General features: G+C 65.3%; 12 protein-coding genes and 1 other RNA gene. 3 read left to right on the forward strand and 10 right to left on the reverse strand.

Going from position 1 to position 17,957, the window contains the following annotated elements:
• Positions 1-140: 140 nt before the first annotated feature.
• Both FW760_RS19180 and ffs read left to right on the forward strand, forming a co-directional pair.
• Positions 141-1,298 (forward strand): putative zinc-binding metallopeptidase, encoded by a 1,158-nt coding sequence (locus FW760_RS19180; protein ID WP_116053277.1) that lies wholly within the window; start codon positions 141-143, stop codon positions 1,296-1,298.
• A 97-nt stretch (positions 1,299-1,395) separates the two neighbouring features.
• An RNA gene (gene ffs, locus FW760_RS19185) (signal recognition particle sRNA small type) lies at positions 1,396-1,492 on the forward strand.
• Positions 1,493-1,648: 156 nt separating this feature from the next.
• Here ffs and FW760_RS19190 read toward each other — a convergent pair.
• On the reverse strand, positions 1,649-1,975 hold the full coding sequence (locus FW760_RS19190) for a hypothetical protein (RefSeq protein WP_043862364.1): 327 nt from the start codon (positions 1,973-1,975) through the stop codon (positions 1,649-1,651).
• A 362-nt stretch (positions 1,976-2,337) separates the two neighbouring features.
• Here FW760_RS19190 and FW760_RS19195 point away from each other — a divergent pair, with 362 nt between their 5' ends.
• Positions 2,338-2,670: a hypothetical protein gene (locus FW760_RS19195; RefSeq protein ID WP_043862365.1), complete on the forward strand. Its 333-nt coding sequence runs from the start codon at positions 2,338-2,340 to the stop codon at positions 2,668-2,670.
• A gap of 53 nt (positions 2,671-2,723) precedes the next feature.
• On the opposite strand, the gene FW760_RS19200 is transcribed toward FW760_RS19195, so the two are convergent.
• Genes FW760_RS19200 through bcsQ form a run of 9 tightly spaced genes read right to left on the reverse strand, consistent with a single transcriptional unit; the run spans position 2,724 to position 17,638 of the window.
• Entirely contained in the window at positions 2,724-3,887 is a 1,164-nt protein-coding gene (locus FW760_RS19200) for an alginate O-acetyltransferase AlgX-related protein (RefSeq protein ID WP_116053279.1), read from the reverse strand.
• A complete protein-coding gene (locus FW760_RS19205; RefSeq protein ID WP_043862367.1) occupies positions 3,887-5,302 on the reverse strand; it encodes an MBOAT family O-acyltransferase in 1,416 nt (471 codons plus the stop codon). Before FW760_RS19205 ends, FW760_RS19200 begins: the two co-directional genes overlap by 1 nt.
• An 18-nt stretch (positions 5,303-5,320) precedes the next feature.
• Positions 5,321-5,992 carry an alginate O-acetyltransferase AlgF gene (locus FW760_RS19210; RefSeq protein WP_054915585.1) on the reverse strand — a complete coding sequence of 224 codons (672 nt, stop codon included), beginning with the start codon at positions 5,990-5,992 and terminating at the stop codon, positions 5,321-5,323.
• Positions 5,989-6,648 carry an SGNH/GDSL hydrolase family protein gene (locus FW760_RS19215; RefSeq protein WP_116053283.1) on the reverse strand — a complete coding sequence of 220 codons (660 nt, stop codon included), beginning with the start codon at positions 6,646-6,648 and terminating at the stop codon, positions 5,989-5,991. The genes FW760_RS19210 and FW760_RS19215 overlap by 4 nt, the downstream gene beginning before the upstream one ends.
• Before the next feature lie 18 nt (positions 6,649-6,666).
• Positions 6,667-10,650 carry a cellulose biosynthesis protein BcsC gene (locus FW760_RS19220; RefSeq protein ID WP_116053286.1) on the reverse strand — a complete coding sequence of 1,328 codons (3,984 nt, stop codon included), beginning with the start codon at positions 10,648-10,650 and terminating at the stop codon, positions 6,667-6,669.
• On the reverse strand, positions 10,626-11,864 hold the full coding sequence (gene bcsZ / locus FW760_RS19225; RefSeq protein WP_078480243.1) for a cellulose synthase complex periplasmic endoglucanase BcsZ: 1,239 nt from the start codon (positions 11,862-11,864) through the stop codon (positions 10,626-10,628). The genes FW760_RS19220 and bcsZ overlap by 25 nt, the downstream gene beginning before the upstream one ends.
• Before the next feature lie 4 nt (positions 11,865-11,868).
• Positions 11,869-14,202 carry a cellulose biosynthesis cyclic di-GMP-binding regulatory protein BcsB gene (gene bcsB / locus FW760_RS19230; RefSeq protein ID WP_043862370.1) on the reverse strand — a complete coding sequence of 778 codons (2,334 nt, stop codon included), beginning with the start codon at positions 14,200-14,202 and terminating at the stop codon, positions 11,869-11,871.
• Positions 14,199-16,427: a UDP-forming cellulose synthase catalytic subunit gene (gene bcsA, locus FW760_RS19235; protein ID WP_043862371.1), complete on the reverse strand. Its 2,229-nt coding sequence runs from the start codon at positions 16,425-16,427 to the stop codon at positions 14,199-14,201. The genes bcsB and bcsA overlap by 4 nt, the downstream gene beginning before the upstream one ends.
• Entirely contained in the window at positions 16,424-17,638 is a 1,215-nt protein-coding gene (bcsQ, locus tag FW760_RS19240; RefSeq protein WP_116053289.1) for a cellulose biosynthesis protein BcsQ, read from the reverse strand. The genes bcsA and bcsQ overlap by 4 nt, the downstream gene beginning before the upstream one ends.
• Positions 17,639-17,957 lie beyond the last annotated feature (319 nt).

Raw genomic sequence — 17,957 nt, forward strand, 5'->3', positions numbered from 1 at the left:
TGCCCGAAGGGCGTGGGAGCGGGCTTGACCCGCGATCGAGCGCGAAGCGCTCGCAACACCTGAGCGCACGGTGCGTCAGGCACACCGCAAGCGCTGTCACGCACATGGTGTAGGCTAGGCTCCAGCCAGGAGGTGGCCCCATGTACCCATTCTTCGAACAGCTCGTCGCCCGTATCGCCGCACCCTTCGTCAGCCAGGCACGCCGCAGCACGCGCGTGTGGCAATGCGAGTGCGGACAGTCCGTGTTCTTTCGCAACAGCCAATGCCTGGCCTGCCAGGCGTCGCTGGGCTACTGGCCCGATACCCACCATGTCGGCACATTGCTGCCGGCCGCTGTGGACGGCCAGTGGTACCTGGACGGCCAGCCAGAACTCGGCCCGCTCAAGCGTTGCGCCAACCTCGACACCCCGGCTTGCTGCAACTGGCTGCTCGCTGTCGACGACCCCGAAGCGTTCTGCCTGGCCTGTCGCCTCAACCGCACCATCCCCGACCTGTCGTTCACCGAAAACCACCTGCGCTGGCGCAAGCTGGAAACTGCCAAGCGCCGCCTGATTGCGCAACTGCTGCACCTGGGGTTGCCGGTCACGCCCAAGCAAGGCGCAGCCGGCGAGGGCATCGCCTTCGACTTCATCGGCATCGACATTGCCGGCAATCCCCCCACCACCGGCCACGCTGGCGGTCTGATCACCCTGGATATCCGCGAAGCCGACGACGACTGGCGCGAGCAGGTGCGCGTGCAGCTTCAGGAGCCCTACCGGACCGTGCTGGGCCACCTGCGCCACGAGATCGGGCATTACTACTGGGACCGTCTGGTGGCCAACAGCGCCTGGCTGCAGGACTTCCGCCGCCTGTTCGGCGACGAGCGCGCCAGCTACGCCCAGGCCATGGAGCGCCACTACCAGCAAGGTGCTCCGCTGGACTGGGCCGTCGCCCACGTCAGCGCCTATGCCACCATGCACCCCTGGGAGGACTGGGCCGAAACCTGGGCGCACTACCTGCACATGACCGATGCGGTGGACACCGCCCTTGCGCTGGGCATGGACGCCTCGGTGATGGACCTGGACTATCCGCCGTTCGATGCCCGCAGCCTGTACCGGCCCGAGCACCCTGGGGCGCCTGCGTTCCTGGCGTTCATCAATGCCTGGGTGGAGCTGTCGGCGATGCTCAACGAGCTGTCACGCAGCATGGGCCAGACCGACTTCTACCCGTTCGTGCTGAGTGCGCCGGTGGTGGCCAAGCTGCACTTCATTCACTGCGTGATCCAGGGCGATGCCCCGGCGGCAGTCACAAGTCCTTGAGCCAGAGTGGTTTTTTCACGGTACAGAGGTTGTAACTTCGCGTCAGACCGGTACAATGGCCCCGCTCGCTGCCAGGCGAGCATCGTTATGGTGACCCCATCGGTCCCCCCGCAACGATTACCCGTAAACCTGGTCAGGCCCGGAAGGGAGCAGCCACAGCGGGAACATCGTGTGCCGGGGTGTGGCTGGTGGGGTTGCCTCCATAACGCAAGCCCTTGTCTGCCAGGGGCCCCCTCTATCCAGTTCCCTTTCCCCCGAATACGCATGCAGTGCACTGCTTTCCCTTCGCGCGCACGAAAAATGCCTGCGACCTTATCACTGTCGCAGACACCTCACTCTCTTCAGCGCTATCAGCAGGGCTCGTAAATGAACGCCTTGTAATCGCCACCCTCCCGGTAGATATAGCGCCCGATACATTCAATGTTGGCTATCTGTGCAACGTAGGTAATACGGTCCGGTTTGAATTCCCGTGCCGCGGTGAGCAGCACTTTGGACAGGTCTCTTTTGACGTTTGTCACATGTTGCTCGTTGGTCTGGCTGAAATCATCATACTCGATGGCCCAGACGGTATTCACACCAGCCAACTTCTTCCATTGTTGTTCTGCCAGGAAGTTGTTGAAGTTGTCTCGTTCCGATTCCTTGTTGGTGAGGTCCAGCGAAAGCAATACCCTGATCATTGAGTCATTCCTTTGTGCGGTGCGCTAAGGGACGACGCTGCCCGCTGGCAGCGCCCGGCGGGCATGATTGCAGAAGCGCAGCGCTCGCTTCAAGACGCTGTAATTGCGCCGAAACGGCACGCCTTTGAATGTTTCTGTTTATTTTAAAGTGCCTGAAAGCCCTTTGTTCCATAAAAAGACTTTATAGCTCGTGTTTCTTTGCGTAGTAACTTTCCTACATGGCCTTGGCTAAGTTGTTTAGTTTCTGTTTTTTGGTAAATTCTTGAATTATTTTAACTCTCAGGTGATGGCCATTTAGCATTGATGGATGAAAAGCGAGTGACTAGGTTGCAAGGGAATTTCACTGCTTATGGGAGCCCACCATGACCCTCTGCCTGTTGTCCCTCGACCTGTCCAATACCGGCGAAGTTCAGCGCGTGGCCTTTTGCAAGGTGCTCAAGGACGATAACTGGAAGCGATTTCGCAATGCCGACGCCACCTGGGAGAAGTCATACGAACTGGCCTACGACGCCCTTGTCGAAAAGCGCGTCAAGACCCTGCTCGAAGCTGCCGCCAACATGGCGGGTATCGAAGAACTGAGGTTCGTGGTGCAAGCCGGCGAGCAGGAGGGCTGGTGTTGCCAGCTGGAGAAGATCCACGGCATTTACCACTTCACCACGTTCGATTCAGCGGCAGATCTGAAAAAGCTTGCCTGAGCATTCGCCAGCGCCCGCCGCGCCGTGTCAACGCGCGCAGCGGGCGTGGTGCGTCATGGCCTGGGGGGCAGCTGCACGTCACCCGCATAGGGCGTCTGCAGGTCGCGCTCGGGTATCTCCCAGATCACCAGCTGTGGCGGCGTCTGCCTGAACGCCGGGCTGTCGAAGTAGGCCTTGGCGGCTCCGGAGAATTCGCCGCCGTCCTTGGCGAAGTTGCCCACAGGCGCCGACAGCGCACGTTGCAGAAAGCCGACAAAGCTCGAGTTGCGCGAAAACGAGGTGCCGATCAGCGCGACGTTAGGCAGGTTGTCGTCGCCGAACAGGTCATCGAGATTGTCGCCCGCATCGCTGACGGCCTCGGCCCGCTCGGTGATGACCGTTGGCGCCACCTGTTCCTGTGGCGGCTGCAAGGCCACTGGCAGCCAATCGATGCCGGCCAGCCGCACCAGGTCCCCGGGGCGCGGTGCCAGAGGCTCCTGGCGGGTGTCGAAGGTCTTGCTGGGGGTGGCGCTCAAGCCCATGCCCTTGACCTGCTCGGCAATGGCCTGGGCAGCGGCCTGGGCGCCGGCTTCGCTCCAGTGGGTATCGGTACGCAGGAACGCACTGGCGCCCAGCGGCTGCAGGCTGGCAGTCAGGTCCAGGGTGGCCACGCCGGCCGCCTGGAGTTTCTGCACCCACTGCTGGATGCGCGCCTGCGAGGCCGTGGGGCGAGTCAACCCGCACAGCTCGCTGGCGGCGATACGGCTCTTGTCCGGCACCACGCTCACCAGCAGGCGGATACCCCGTTGCTGCAAGCTGCGTTGCAGGGCGATCACCGCATCGGCCTTGGCCTGGGCGTTGTCGGCCGCGTGCCGGTCGAGCTTGAGTTCATCGCTCAGAAACAGCCACTGCGTGCAGCCCGGCCGCACCCGCGGCCCGGTGTCGCCCAGCAGCAGCCAGCTGCCGGCCCGTTCCAGGTCGGCGGCCTCGCTCGGCAGCGGCGCCTTGGCCAGCCCCTTGGCAATGCGGTGGGTGATTTCGCCATGCAGCACCTGGCCATTGGACAGGTGCTTGTCGGGCATCAGCTCGAGCTTGCCGCTGGCCACCAGCCAGCCACACGACAGCAGGCCGGCACCCAGGAACAGCGCCAGGGTGACGCCGGCGATCGGGCTGGTGCGCAGGGCCAGTGCACTGGGGGGCGTGGGCGCTGTACTGGGAGGAGGTGTCTTCATCGTCATCAGAACTGGAAGTACAGGAAGGGAACCGAATCACGGCTGGCGATCAACGCGAACGACAGCACGAAGCCGGCCACGGGCCACAGGGCAGCGGCATGCACGAACCACGCGCGGCTGGCGAAGCGGTGCTCGGCGCGTGCCTGCCAGATCGGCAGGATGATGCACGCCACGCCCAGCAATGCCGCCAGGCCGTGCACCGGGCGTACGGTGGCTGCCAGTGCCTCGCCCAGGGCAAAGCCGTGCAGGCCGAACTGGCCGGCGTACATCGACAGCGCCGTATGAAAGTCCGGGGCGCGGAACAGCGTCCAGGCCAGGCACACGAACAGCAGCGTCAGGGTGTGCGACAGCACCTTGGGGATCGCCGGCAGGCTGGAACGGCTCCAGGCCCGGTCGACGCACAGCGCGATACCGTGGGCCGAGCCCCACAGCAGGTAGTTCCAGCTGTCCCCGCCATGCCACAGGCCGGCAATGGCCATGGTCAGGAACAGGTTGCGGTAGGTGTTCCAGGTGCCGTGGCGGTTGCCGCCCAGGGCGATGTACAGGTAGTCGCGCAGCCAGCTCGACAGCGACAGGTGCCAGCGCCGCCAGAAGTCCTGGATGCTGCTGGCCAGGTACGGGCGGTTGAAGTTCTCGGGGAAGTGGAAGCCCAGCATCAGGCCCAGGCCGATGGCCATGCAGCTGTAGCCGGCAAAGTCGAAGAACAGTTGCAGCGAATACGCCAGGCAGCCCAGCCACGCGTCCAGGAACGACGGGTTGTCCAGGTGGAAGGCCACGTCCACCAGCGGCGACAGGGTATCGGCCACCAGCACCTTCATGCACATGCCGATCATGAAACGGCGCGCGCCCAGCGAGAAGTTCTGCCAGTTGAAGTAGCGCTGGTTGAGCTCGCGGCGTACCCAGTCGTAGCGGATGATCGGGCCGGCGATCGAGTGGCCGAACATCGAGATGTAGGTGGCGAAGTTCACGAAACTGCGCTCTACCGGCACGGTATGGCGGTGCACATCCACCAGGTAGGAAATCGCCTGCAGCACGATGAACGACAGCCCCGCCGGCAACGCCACCCGCTGCCACTCCATCGGCAATGCACCGTAATAGGTGATCAGCTCGTTGTAGTTGGCGGCCAGGATGTTGGCGTACTTGTACCAGCACAGCACCAGCGTATTGAACACGATCAGCGCGGCCAGCAGGCGTATGCGCCCGCGCGAGTCTTCATGGCTGCGGTTCACCAGCAGCCCGCCAACCCACGCGACCACGGTCAGCGCCATGTGCAGCAGCAGGAACAGCGGGCTCAGCCAGCCATAGAACAGCCAGCTGCCGATCAGCAGTACGCCGTTGCGCCAGGCCGGACGGCTCAGCGCGTACACCAGCATGAAGATCGGCAAAAACAGCGTCAGGAACTCGAGTGAGGCGAATACCATGGTGGTGAAGACGTCCGATCAGTTGGAGAGCGTGTCCGTGACGGGCACAAGCTGCGGGCCGCTCGCCGTGGGCAGCAGTAATACGCTGTAGCGCTCGCCGGCCTTGAGTTCGCCCAGGTCCACCGGGCCGCCGACGTTGGCATTGGCGCACACCAGTTGCACCGACAGCTTCACCGGGTTGATCGATCTACGCTGCACGCTGGCCTCTGGCGCGTCCTTGAACAGGTCCGCCGTGCGCCCGGCAGGGCGCAGGCTTGCGCCCTGGCAGGAAGGGTCGAGGTTGACGAAGGCCAGCGAAGCCTTCAGCGCATTGAAGTCGTCGGGTTGCTCGCGTACCACGCGTTGCCGGATGCCGCTGGCGTCCTGCAGGGCGACTACCGTGGCGAATTCGCCAGGAGCAACGCTCAGCTGCAGGGCCGAGCGCTGGCCGTCACGGCTCAGGGTGCCCTTGATGGCCTTGTTGGCCGGTACCGGCAGGTACGCCGACACCGGTTTGGCCGCGTCCAGCTGCAGGCTGGCCCTGGAGCCGTCCGCCACCAGTTGCAGGGTGCCGGGGGCCGCGTTGACGAAGCGCAAGAACGCCGAGTCTTCGCTGGGGCCGGTGGGGTACAGCGCGATCTCGGCCTGGGCCAGGCCCGCGCCGAGGGCGGCGGGCAGGGCCAGCAGTACAGCGTGCAGGGCGCGCTTCATTTCTTGATGCTCGTCACGACCGGCGCCTTGACGATCTCTTCGCTGATCTTCTTGCTCCAGGCCAGGTAGCCCGGGGCGGTCAAATGCTGACCGTCGACCGTGGCCCACTCGCCTTGCTTGGAGAATTTGAGCGAGTCGACGTAGTCGCACGGCGCCACGTTGGCGGCGAGGAACTTGGAGGTCAGTTCGACGCGGGCGTAGGTCTTGCCGTACTTGCCGCCTTCGGTTCCCCAGTTGGGGCCGACCCATACGCACTTGGCCCCGGTGTTGGCGATTTCCTTGGCAAAGCTGGTGGTCTGCTGCCACAGCCAGGCCTTGGGGAAGGCCGGTTTGGTGTAGCTGGCCATGGTGTCGCCCATCACCACGACCACCAGGTCCGGCTTGTCGGCCTTGATCAGGTCGCTGATCGGCCGGGTGGCCGCCTTGCTGCCCAGTACCACGGGCTTTTCGGTGCCACGGCGCTCGGCACCGCCGCAGGTGCCAGGGGTGGCTTTGAGCCAGTCGCCGGCATTGGCGCCGCAGATACCCAGCGAGTGCACCTGGGCACCTTGCTGCACGAGGTTGTCGTGCAGGCTCTTGATCAGGTAATCGGGGGTCGCCAGGTGGCTGTCGCCGATCATCAGAATGGTCAGGCCTGCGAGAAGTGAACTAGCCATGGTTGATACTCCTGCAAATCAATTCGAATAAGGGGAACGGTACGGGTTGACGGGCAACGGCATGGCGCCGCGGCCGTCGTCGAACAGGTAGCGCAGGTACAGGCCACCGGTCCATTGCTGGTAGTCGCGGGCGTTGTCCACACCCAGGGTGCCGCCGAAGAAGAACCCATCGCCCAGCCGGTATTCGCCACTGGCGCCCAGCGAGTAGCCGATGCCGGTCTTGCTTTGAGATGAGTAACGGGTGCGAAAGTCGACGTCGTTTTCAGCCAGAAGCTGCGACGCCTGATCGAACGCCGATTGCAGACGCGGGTCTCGCGGGAAGTAAGGTGCGCCGTCCTGCTCGATATGTTGCATGCCGACTGAGCCGTTGACCTGGTAGCTCCAGTCCGGCCCGCGATGGGCCCAGTTCACCGGAATGGCGATGGAGAAGAAGTTCTGTGGGCTGAAGTAGCCGCCGTGACCATAGGTGAAGAAGCTCTGGTTCTCGGCGTAGTGGGTACCCGAAACGCTCAAGCCCGCAGTCAGGCGCTGGTCCTGGTTGTTCAGCAGGTACCAGTAGATACCGCTGCCCAGTTCGGTGCGGGTATTGTCGTCGACGTTATGACCAATCAGCTTGTGCCAGGATCCGTAGCCGTAGACGCCGTAGCGCTGATTGTCGTAGCCCACTTGCAGGCGACCCCCGTTGGCAGTCACACCACCCCATTCCAGACCACTGCGCGCGTCGCGGGCACCGGCAAAGGATGTCAGGCTGTCGGTCACGGAACGCCTTGACAGGTTGAGCCCGTAACGCCAGTTACTGCCTTCGCTGAACGGGCGATCCAGACTGATGCCGCCGACAACGGTGTTGTAGAGGAACCCGACCGGGCTTACGCCAAGGTCGCTCTTGAGCCCTAGCGACGGGTTCTCATAGGCTACCGCGAAGCCGACGCCCGAATCCTTCTGTTTGCCGGTGCTGCCGAAGAACAGGTCGGAGGCTGCCTGCTCGATCTGTGCTTCGGTGCCAGCATTGGCCAGGTTGGCGATTTGCTCGGCGGTAAAGCCGCCAAAGCGGAAGCGATTCGCCGGGTCGCTGCTCACGCCTCCGGCGTTGAGCGATACCGGGGTAACGCGCAAGGCCATGCGATCGTCGCCGACGGGGAAACTGATCTCCAGCGGCGCCTCCACATCGGTGATCTTGCCCAGCCCCGATTCGCTGTCGTTACCGCGGAAAGTGACGCCCTGCTTGATTTGCGGGCTGCGCGCCTCGCGAATCGTATCCAGCTCGGTCTGCAGCGCGGCGCGCGGGTCGACCGGTGCCGGCGTGGCGAGCTGCGGCGTGGCCTGGCTGGCCGTGCGCAGGCCAGGTTCGCTGTCGCGACTGGCCAGCAGCACCGGTGCGTCGAACGCCTCGTTGGCGCGGCTGCTGACCTGGGTCTGTGCCGGCTCGGGAATCTCGGCCAGCACCGTTTCGCTCAGGCGCGACTGCTTGCGCTGGCCCGGCTGGCCGACGAAGGGGTTGACGGCAATCGCCTGGCCGAAGGGGTTGAGCACGTTCTGCTCCGGCGGCGCCTGCAAGGCCAGGGCCTGGGCATACAGCTGCTCGGCCTTGGCCAGCTTGCCGCGGCCACGGTAATAGCCGGCAGCACTGGTGAGAATCTGCGGGTTCTGCGGGGCCAGTTGCAGGGCCTTTTCAACGGCGCGCTCGGCCTTGTCGGCATCGCCGGCCTGTACGAAGGCCTGGGCGGCGCCCATCTGCACGTCGGCATTGTCCGGGTACTGGCGCAGCAGCGGGGTGAACAGCTCCACCGCCTTGGCCGGGTTGCGGTTGTCCAGGTACATGCGCGCCAGCGACGACACTGCCTGCGGGTCTTGCGGGCGTTGCGCCAGGGCCGGGGCGAGGGTGTCGTAGGCGGCCACCAGGTCGCCCTTTTCACGCAGCAGGTCGGCCTGGCGCACGGTGTACTGGAACACCAGGTCGTCGTAGCTGCGCTGGTCGCCGGCCTGCAGTGGCTGGCTGCGCAGCTCGCGCAGAATCTGGTTCACCTGCACGTCGTCGCCGGCCTTGAGCAGTGCGCCGGCATAGGCCAGGCGCAGGGACGGGGAGGGCGTGCTGCTCTGGGCAATGGCGGTGCGCAGCATGCCCAGCGCATGTTCGGTCTGGCCGATATCGATATAGGTCGCGGCCAGCGCCGAGAGCATGCCGGGGTTGTTGGCCGCTGCCGGTTCGGCGCGTTGCAGCAGCTTCATGGCCTGTTGGCGCTGGCCCTGTTTGGCCAGGTCTGCCGCCTGGCGGGTCAGCAGGTGCAGTTCGATCTCTTCGGCCAGGGTGTGCATGGCGGCGCTGCGCTGGGCCGCGGGCACCTGCGCCAGGGTGCGCTGGGCCGACTGCCACTCGCCCAGGCGGCTGGAGAACAGCGCGCTGGCATACAGCGCCTCGGCCCGCTGCGGGTTGGCCTTGAGCATCTCGTCGATGGTCTGGCGCGCCTTGCCGGAGGCATCGCTCTTGAGGTAGACCTGCGCCAGGTCGTAACGCGCCCACACGTTCTGCGGGTCGTTGCGCACGGCCTCTTCCAGCGCCTTGCGAGCGCCGGCCAGGTCGCCACTGCGCTCGGCGTCGCGGGCCTGGCCTACGGCGATGGCCGCGCGCAGCACGCGCAGGTCGCCCAGGCGTTCGCGCTGGGCATCGCTGAGCCCGTCGATCAGGCGCTGGCTTTCGCCCAGCTTGCCGTTCTGCGCCAGCACGCTGACCAGCCCGCGCAGCGCATCGGGGTTGCCGGCATCCAGGCTCAGGGCCTGGCGATAGGTGGTTTCGGCGCTGTCGAACTGACCCTGGGCGGCCTGCAGGTCGGCCAGGCTGATAGGCCCCTGCACCTGGCGCGGGTTCATCGCGATGGCGCGTTGCAGCAGCTCGCGGGCGTCTTGCGGATTGCCGGCGTCGCGGGCGGCATTGGCCTGGTCCAGCAGCACCCAGTAGCGGTTGCCTTGCAGGGCGCTTTGCCAGCGGCTGCTGTTGCCACGGCTGATGGCCTGCTTGAACAGTGCATCGGCGTCGCCCAGGCGGCCCTGGCGCTGGCGCACGATGCCCAGCCCGCCGAGGGCGTCGGCATCCTGCGCCTGCTCGCGCAAACGGGCCTGGAACGACTGCTCGGCCTGGGGCAGGTCGTTGGCGTCCAGCGCCTTGAAGCCGCGCACCAGGTGGCTGTTCTGGCGTTGGACGGCGCTGGCCTGGCTGGCACGGGCACCGCTCTTGAGCTGGTTGCGGATCTCTTCGTCGTCCGGGTAGGCCTTGAGGTAGGCATCGAACAACGGCACCTCGGCGGGGCGCGGCGCACCCAGCCAGGACAGGCCCTGGCGCCAGCCCTCGATCGATTCACTGCCGATCACCGGGTCGTTGGCATAGGACGCCAGCCGGCGAATGCCCTCCACCCGCGTGCTTTCGTTGCGCAGCAGCAGCTTGGCCAGGTTGAGCTTGATCTTGGGGTTGTCCGGCGACTGGCCCTGCAGGCGCTCCAGGCCCTGGCGCGCTTCCTGCCAGCCGGTGGCGGTGTAGCCCAGGTAGCTGTAGAACTCCAGGCCCAGTTCGCCCTGGGGTGCACTGCCACTGAACAGCGTGCGGTATGCCGCCACAGCCTGATCCAGCTCGCCCGATTCGGCGAGTTGGCGGGCCTGCTCCAGTTGCGCGGTGTTATCGGCGCTGTGCAGGGCGATCTCCTGTTGCAGCAACAGGGTCTGACGCTCGCCGGGGTGCGCCTGCCTGAGCTGGTCGAGGTAGCGCTTGGCGCCCTGCGGGCGATTGCCATCAAGCTCCAGCAGGCCAAGGCCGTACAACGCGTCGGCCTGCTGCGGATCGATCAGCAGCAGCTTGCGCCATGCCTCGGTGGCGCGGGTGATGTCTTTGCGGGCCTGCCAGTATTGACCCTGTTCCAGCAGGACCTTGCCGTTCTCGCTGAGCTCGGCAAAGCTGCTGTTGTGGATCAGGGCGGCAAGCACCCCAATGGCTAGGGTTTGGCGGCGCGAGGGCATGAAGTCTCCCAGAGTGGTTGCAGCTTCCCGTCGTCGAGGAAGTGGTAACGATCATCCATGAAGCCGAGGGCGAACAGGCTCAGCACGAAGTCGTAGTAAGGGGGTTGTCTGGCCTGCAGCGCTTCGGGGCTCAGGCTTTTGCTCATCAGCTGGTCGACACGGGCACGCTGCTGTTCCTGCAGCCAGGGCTGCTGGCGCGCCTTGAAATACGGCAGCAGGGCGGCAGAAAAGCCGAACGGGCCATCGCCGCTGCTGGTGTTGGCCTGCACCTGCACTTTCTCTGGCGGTACGCCGTGGGTCGCGACACTGCGCGCCATGCCGTCGAGGCTGTCGAGGATCGGCTTGGCCAGTGGGTCCTTGGCCGGGGTCATGCCGGCCCACAGGTAGGTGCGGATGGCGTCGTAGCTGCCGGTTTCGCCCTTGACCGGGTCGATCACGAACAGGCCCTTGTCCGGGCCGGTGCCACGGTAGCCCACCCAGTCGGCCACATAGCCGTTGTGGCTCACGCCCTTGATCAGGCTGGCGGTGCTGCGGGCGATCTGGCTCCACGGCCCCTTGGGGTCGACCACCGCCAGGCGTCGCAGCACCGGCACCGGCAGGTAGCTGGGGTTGAGCTGCCAGAAGTGATCGGGCTTGGCAAAGCCCTCCACGCCGGGCAGCAGCATCATGCCCAGGCCCGGTAGCTCGGCCACTTCGCGGGCCTTGATATTGGCCAGCAGCTGGGCAGCCTGGGCGTTGTAGGCCGGGGTGTTCCACAGCCGCGCGGCCTCGCTCAGCGCGTAGGCGAACCACAGGTCGGCGTCCGAGGCCGAGTTGTGGTCCAGCAGGCGCCACTGGCCCTTGTCGTCCAGGCCCCAGATCCACCCCGGCAGGTTCTGCTTGATGTCGCCACCGGCAAGGTTGTTGCTGGCCCACAGCCAGAGCTTGTCGAAGCTGGCCTGGTCGTTGGCCACCAGGGCAAAGAACATCGCGTAGGACTGGCCTTCGGACGAGCTGTGCTGCTGCGGCGTGCTGGCATCGAGCACGCGCCCGTCGGGCTGCACGAAGTGCTGGCGAAACACCTGCCACAACGGCCAGGGGTCGGCCTGGCAGCTGTTGGCCTGGCTCACGCCGGGCAGCAGCAGGGTAAGGGCGCTGGCGCCCAGCAGGCGGCGCAGCAGCGAGCGCGAACGCCTGGCGGGCAACGGTGCGGTGTGTCCGGTTGGCAGAGGCATGCGATTACTCGATGTTGAGGCGACGTTTGGCCTGGGCGCGCAGCGAGAAGAACGCCACCAGGCTGACCAGGGCAACCCCCAGCAGGGTCAACAGCAGCAGCGCCGGTACATGCTGGGACAGCAGCCACTGGATGTAACGGAACGGCCCCAGGTGCCCCACGTAGTAGGCCTGCTCGGCCACCAGCGATTCGACATTCCTGCCGTTGATCACCACAAGGCTGCCTTGCAGTGCCTGGGTGTACTGTTCGCCGCCGATCAGGGCGTCGGTGACCTCCACCAGGTTCTGCGGCTGCGGGCTGGACAGCACCACCACGCTGCGCCCGCTCTTGAGCGGCGACTCGAACCCGGTGACGTACGAGCTGCGGTTCTCGCCGGTGAAGGTGAGCGCACCGCGCGCGGCGCGCAGGTTGGCCTTGGGATCGGGGCTGATCCATTCGCGCAGGCGCATCGGCAGGTCGGAGAACTCCACGTAATGCCTGGCGTCCTGGGTCCTGCTGGGCAGGTAGTCGGCCCAGGTCTTGAGCAGTGGCTGGTTGTCGCCGGAAGCCAGCACCAGCAGGTCCTTGTCGGCCAGGGCATCGACCTGGCCGGCCTGGGCCACGGTGACGGCGGTGGCCGGGTAGCCGGTGGAGTCGCCAAAGCGTCCGAGCACGGTGAGGTAGGCGCTCCAGTCGGCGCTGCCGGCGTTGTCCGGCAGGATCACCGCCGAGTCGGACAGGTCGGCCAGGCGCGTGAACGGGAAGCCGCTGTCCTTGAACACGCCCAGGTTGGGCATGGCGATGAAGTGGTCGTAGCCGCTCAGGTCCAGGGTGGAGTCCGGGTCGATGGCGCCGCGCATGTTGTCGATGATGATGTCGCGGCATTCACCCTGCTTGATGTAGTCGTACATGAAGCGGAACTGCAGGCGCGACTGCAGGGCGACCGAGTCCAGCGGCAGCAGCATGCTCGCCTCGCGGGCGATGCTGTCGTCTTTCTTCAGGGCTGCCAGCAGGCTGTCGCCGCCGCCCAGGCGCTCGATCGAGGGCAGGTTCATCGACTTGATGAAAGTGTCGTTGAAGCTCACCAGCAGCGAAGAGTTGGACGAGGTCTGCTGTGGGGTGTAGCGGTACTTGAGGTCCAGCCGGGCGCCCTGTTCGCGCCAGTTGAACAGGTCGGGTGGCAGGCGCACCGGCACGGTGATCATGCCGGGGTTGTAGCCCGACACATTGAGCTGGCGCGGGTCGATCAGCTCGCCAAGGCGCACCGGGCGATCGGTCGGCAGCCAGTTGGGCGCGTCATACGGCTGGCGTGGCTGCAGCGCATTGACGGTGTCGATCTGCACGCTGGGGCCGGAGAAACTGCGGTAGCCGATCACCAGGGCGGTGGCGGCGCGCTTGAGTTCGGCGCTGTCGCGTCCGGCGATGACCAGCAGCTTGCCGTGCGGGTCGTTGGGGTTGCTCACCAGCGACAGGGTCGGGCCCTTGAGGTCGGGCAGCGTCAGGCCCTCGACCTGGTTGGCCTCGGCGGTGTTGACCAGCACCACCGCGTTGCCGCTGGCGGGCAGGCTGTGCAGGTTGGTAGGGAAGTTTGCGCCACGGTAGCTGGCCAGTGCACCGATCCACGACGACACCGCGCCCGCCGCTTCGAGGGTGGTGTTGTCGGGGGCCACGGCAAACACGAACGGCAGGCTCAGGGCGCGTGGGTCGCGACGATCGAACAGCGGCAGCGGCAGCAGGGCCAGGTCGTTGGGCAGCACCACCGGCTTGACCTGCAGGCTCAACTGGCTTTCGTTGCTGATCTTGGCCCACAGGCTCGAATGCAGCGGGTCTTCGCACTGCATGGTGTAGTGGCCGATCAACTGCACGCCGAGCCGGTTGAACTCGGTGATCAGGTACGGCGGAATGTCGATCACCTGCTTTTGCAGGACGCCGGCGTTTTCCTTGGGCAACGGCAGGCTGGCGGCCACTTCGTCGTTGACCATGATGTTGATCTGCGAGAGGTCGCTGAGCAGCGCTGGCGAATAGGTGTATTGCAGGGTCAGTTGCGCGCCGGTCACCACCTCGTCGGCCCGCACGTCGAAGTTGACCGTGTCGGTCGACTCCACGCCACGCAGGCTCATGGTGTAGTTCTTGCCCAGCTGCTTGAGGCTGAGCTGGTACTTTTCGCCGGCCGCATCCGGTGCCGCCGGCGCCGTTTCGCTGGCGGCGGGCTCCGTGGCGGGCGCCGCTGCGCTGGCCGCGACCTCATCGGCCTGGGCAGGTTGCAGCAGGCTGCCCAGGCACAGCAGCGAGCCGGCGAGCAGACGGCGAGAACGGCGCGACAGGTTCACTTGTTGGTCGGTATGAAGCATGACGGTCATTGCGAGTCCAACGAAGGTTCGAGGTGGGTGGGGGCTTGCTTGCGCTTGTAGCGACGATGGCGCAAGGCGCTGAGGGTCGCCTGGGCCAGGTCCATGATGCCGCGCACGCCGATGCGGCTCACATCGTGCAGGGCGCTCAACGGGGTGTCGGGCTTGCTGCCACCCCAGGTTGCGGCCCAGGTGTCGGCCCGCGAGAAGGTCAGGCGCACGAAGTCGCTCTGCTGGCGCAAGGTCAGCGGCTTGAACTGCACCCCGACCATGGCGCCACGGCTGAACACCACGGTGGCCGGCAGTACGCAGGCCTGCTGCTTGCGCATCAGGATCACCTGGATGTCCTGGCCCTTGTGCAGGCTCTGGCCCTCGGGAAGCTTGAAGCCCACGCCCTTTTGCGAGAAGTCCACGGTGGTGCAGTCGATGGTGGTGCCGTCGGCGGTCTGCACCTGAATCGGCAGCTCGGCGCGCACGCGCGGCTCGGAACGCACCTGGCGGGTTTCACTGGCAACCGCAACGGCAGCGCTGGTGATGATCACGTTGTAGATCGTCCAGGCCAGGTTGATGATGATGGTGATGGCTGCGGCCGGGTCGCCCCAGATCAGTTGCACCACACCGAACACCATGCCGATCAGGTTCAGGGTCAGCAGGATGATGTAGGGGCGCGCCAGCTCCCAGTCGAAGTATTCCTTGTCGATGATGCCGCCCTTGTCGGTCACGTTGAAGCCGCCGAGCTTGGGGTTGATCAGCGCCACCAGTACCGGGCGCATGATGTACCAGGCCAGCACCGACTCGTAGACCTCGTTCCAGAACGAATGGCGAAAGCGCCCCTGGATACGCGAGTTGGTCAGGCTGGCGTGGAAGATGTGCGGCAGCACGTAGGCGGTGATCATCAGCGCCGAGGCGTGGAAGATCTGCGCGCCGAAGATCAGGTACGCCAGCGGCGCGGTCAGGAAGACCAGGCGCGGCAGGCCGTAGAAGAAGTGCAGCATGGCGTTCACGTAGCACACGCGTTGGCCGAAGCTCAGGCCCTTGCCGATGAACGGGTTGTCGGTACGGAAGATCTGCGCCATGCCGCGTGCCCAGCGGATGCGCTGGCTGATGTGCCGCGACAGGCTCTCGGTGGCCAGGCCCGCAGCCTGGGGGATCGCCAGGTACGCGGTGTTGTAGCCCTTGCGGTTGAGCTTGAGCGCGGTGTGCGCATCTTCGGTCACCGTCTCGATGGCCACGCCGCCCACTTCCAGCAGGTGGCTGCGGCGGATCACTGCACACGAGCCGCAGAAAAAGGTGGCGTTCCACAGGTCGTTGCCGTCCTGCACCAGGCCGTAGAACAGCTCGCCCTCGTTGGGCACCGAGCGGAACGTGTCGAGGTTCTTCTCGAACGGGTCGGGCGAAAAGAAGAAGTGCGGGGTCTGCAGCAGGGCCAGTTTCGGGTCCTTGAGGAACCAGCCCATCGCCACCTGCAGGAAGGAGCGCGTGGGCACGTGGTCGGCGTCGAAAATGGCGATGTACTCGCCGTCGGTGACCTTCAGGGCCTCGTTGAGGTTGCCGGCCTTGGCGTGGACGTTGTCGGCGCGCACGATGTAGTTGACCCCGATCTGCCGGCAGAACTCGCGAAAATCGTCGCGGCGGCCATCATCCAGCACGTGCACGCGCAGCTTGTCGCGCGGCCAGTCGATGGCCTGGGCGGCGAAGATCGTCAGCTTCACGATGCTCAGCGCTTCGTTGTAGGTGGGGATGAACACATCCACCGTGGGCCAGTCCTTGGGGTCCTGGGTAAGAATCTTGGGCTTGCGCTGCAAGGGCCAGGCGGTCTGCATGTAGCCGAACGCCAGCACCACCAGGGCATAGAACTCTGCTGCCACCAGGCCGTAGCCGAACACGATGTCCAGCCAGCTGTCGAAGCCCAGCGTGTCGGTGACGCGCCAGTACACATAACGCAGGGTGGCCACCAGCGACAACACCACCATGGCCAGCACTGGCAGGCGCCCGGGCAGCTTGCGCAGTATCAGCAGGCCGGCGAAGCACAGGGCGGCGAAGGCGAACTGGCGCTCCAGCTCCAGGGGGGCGGTGACCACGGCCACCAGCAGCAGGGCGCCGATCAGGCCGGCACCGATCTTCAGCGCGCGCAGCACCGGGGCGGGCCATTGCCCGAAGCGTTCGAGCCAGACATTCAAGCGCGCAACCGTGTTGGGCGCCTGCACTGCAGACGCCTGGTCTAAGGGGGCGGTCATGGGGTACCGGACTGTTGGTGGTGATGGGCGAGGTGGGCGCCAAGGGCATGCGCCACGTCGCGCAGGTCCTGGCAGGCAGGGCTGTCGGGCACCTTGACGAACGGATCGAATTCGAAGGCCTGGGCTTCGTCCAGGCTGTGGTCGAGACGGACCATGCCCAGCAGCTCGCGACCGATGCGCTGGCGCAGTACCTGGCACATGTCCAGGTCCAGCGCGCGGGTGGGGTCGACCTTGTTGATCAGGTAGCCGCAGCGCGGCGCGGGGCTGCGCTGGTGCAGGGGCGCAAGCCAGGCCTGCAGTTCATCCAGTACGCGGTAGGCGGAGGGAGTCGGCAGGGTCAGGGCCACCACCTGGTCGGCCATCTCCAGCACTGGCGCAAGCCATGGGGTGGCGCCGGTGGGCAGGTCGATGATCAGTACGTCAGCGGGTGTCAGTGCCAGCGTTGCCAATTGCTGCAGCAGCCAGCCAGGCTGGTTGGCCAGGCGCTGCTCCAGGCTGCGCAACTGGGTGGCGTCGGCGTGCCCGAATGGCAGGCATTCGGCGGTCGAGTCGGGCACTGGGTGGCAGTGGATGCTCCAGGGTTCGTCGCTGTCGGTGGCCTGGCTCAGACCGGGGGCGGTACGCGGCAGCATCAGTTGGCTGGCGAGGCTGTTCTGCGGGTCCAGGTCCAGTGCCACCACGCGACCGTGCGGGCGCTCCAGCAGCTTGGCCAGCGCGGCGGCAAAGGTGGTCTTGCCCACACCACCCTTGGCCGAAACCACAGCGATGATGCTGGCCTGGGGGCGTGTCGGTGCCGGTTTGTGCATGGCATGCTCCAGTGCACCCTGATTCAGCCCCTGGGCCGTGGCATGGCGCAGGCGAGCCGCCGCTTCGAGTTGTTCACGCAGCGACAGGGGGGCGCCGGCGGGCTGTGCAGCCGGTTCGGGGGCGGGCGGTATACGCTTCACGGGCGGGGGCACTGCAACGACTACCGGCGCAGGAGCAGGTGCCTGTACCGGCGCAGGTACCGATGCCAGGGTCGGCGGCAGCTTCAGGGCCGCCAGGGTCGCGGCCACCGGGGCAACCGGCTCGGGCGCGGCAGCAGGTGTGATCGGTTCAGCCACCGTCAGCGCGGGTTCGAGGTATTCGAACTCGGTGTCGATTTCTTTATAGCTGTCCGCACTTGCCCCAAACCTGGTGAACAGATTTCCAATGTCGTCTGCATGACTCATATGTGTAATCCCGGCCTACGGCTATCTGATCAACTGCTGGGGCAGATAAGGTCTGTCACACTGCTAGGATGCTAATGTGTGATATCAAACTGATAGTGTCAATATTTTGTTTATTTCTGGGCTGGTTTTTCGCATTTTCGCCGAGTTAAAAAAATACCGCCATAAGTTTGACTGTTTTGTCGCTGCCTGTGCAGCGCATCTGCACGATGGATGCCGTTCTTGAACAAGGTCGGCACGAACGGCATAAAGCTTAGCTTAGCTTGTAGGAAATGACTGATAAGTCGTGCTGACATATATCAGTTTGTTTCACGATTGGCAC

The organism is Pseudomonas sp. 1176_21 (assembly GCF_052850635.1).

Coding starts and splice junctions, on each gene's coding strand:
- FW760_RS19180 (WP_116053277.1), top strand. CDS start 141: ATGTACCCATTCTTCGAACAGCTCGTCGCCCGTATCGCCGCACCCTTC.
- FW760_RS19190 (WP_043862364.1), bottom strand. CDS start 1,975: ATGATCAGGGTATTGCTTTCGCTGGACCTCACCAACAAGGAATCGGAA.
- FW760_RS19195 (WP_043862365.1), top strand. CDS start 2,338: ATGACCCTCTGCCTGTTGTCCCTCGACCTGTCCAATACCGGCGAAGTT.
- FW760_RS19200 (WP_116053279.1), bottom strand. CDS start 3,887: ATGACGATGAAGACACCTCCTCCCAGTACAGCGCCCACGCCCCCCAGT.
- FW760_RS19205 (WP_043862367.1), bottom strand. CDS start 5,302: ATGGTATTCGCCTCACTCGAGTTCCTGACGCTGTTTTTGCCGATCTTC.
- FW760_RS19210 (WP_054915585.1), bottom strand. CDS start 5,992: ATGAAGCGCGCCCTGCACGCTGTACTGCTGGCCCTGCCCGCCGCCCTC.
- FW760_RS19215 (WP_116053283.1), bottom strand. CDS start 6,648: ATGGCTAGTTCACTTCTCGCAGGCCTGACCATTCTGATGATCGGCGAC.
- FW760_RS19220 (WP_116053286.1), bottom strand. CDS start 10,650: ATGCCCTCGCGCCGCCAAACCCTAGCCATTGGGGTGCTTGCCGCCCTG.
- bcsZ (WP_078480243.1), bottom strand. CDS start 11,864: ATGCCTCTGCCAACCGGACACACCGCACCGTTGCCCGCCAGGCGTTCG.
- bcsB (WP_043862370.1), bottom strand. CDS start 14,202: ATGACCGTCATGCTTCATACCGACCAACAAGTGAACCTGTCGCGCCGT.
- bcsA (WP_043862371.1), bottom strand. CDS start 16,427: ATGACCGCCCCCTTAGACCAGGCGTCTGCAGTGCAGGCGCCCAACACG.
- bcsQ (WP_116053289.1), bottom strand. CDS start 17,638: ATGAGTCATGCAGACGACATTGGAAATCTGTTCACCAGGTTTGGGGCA.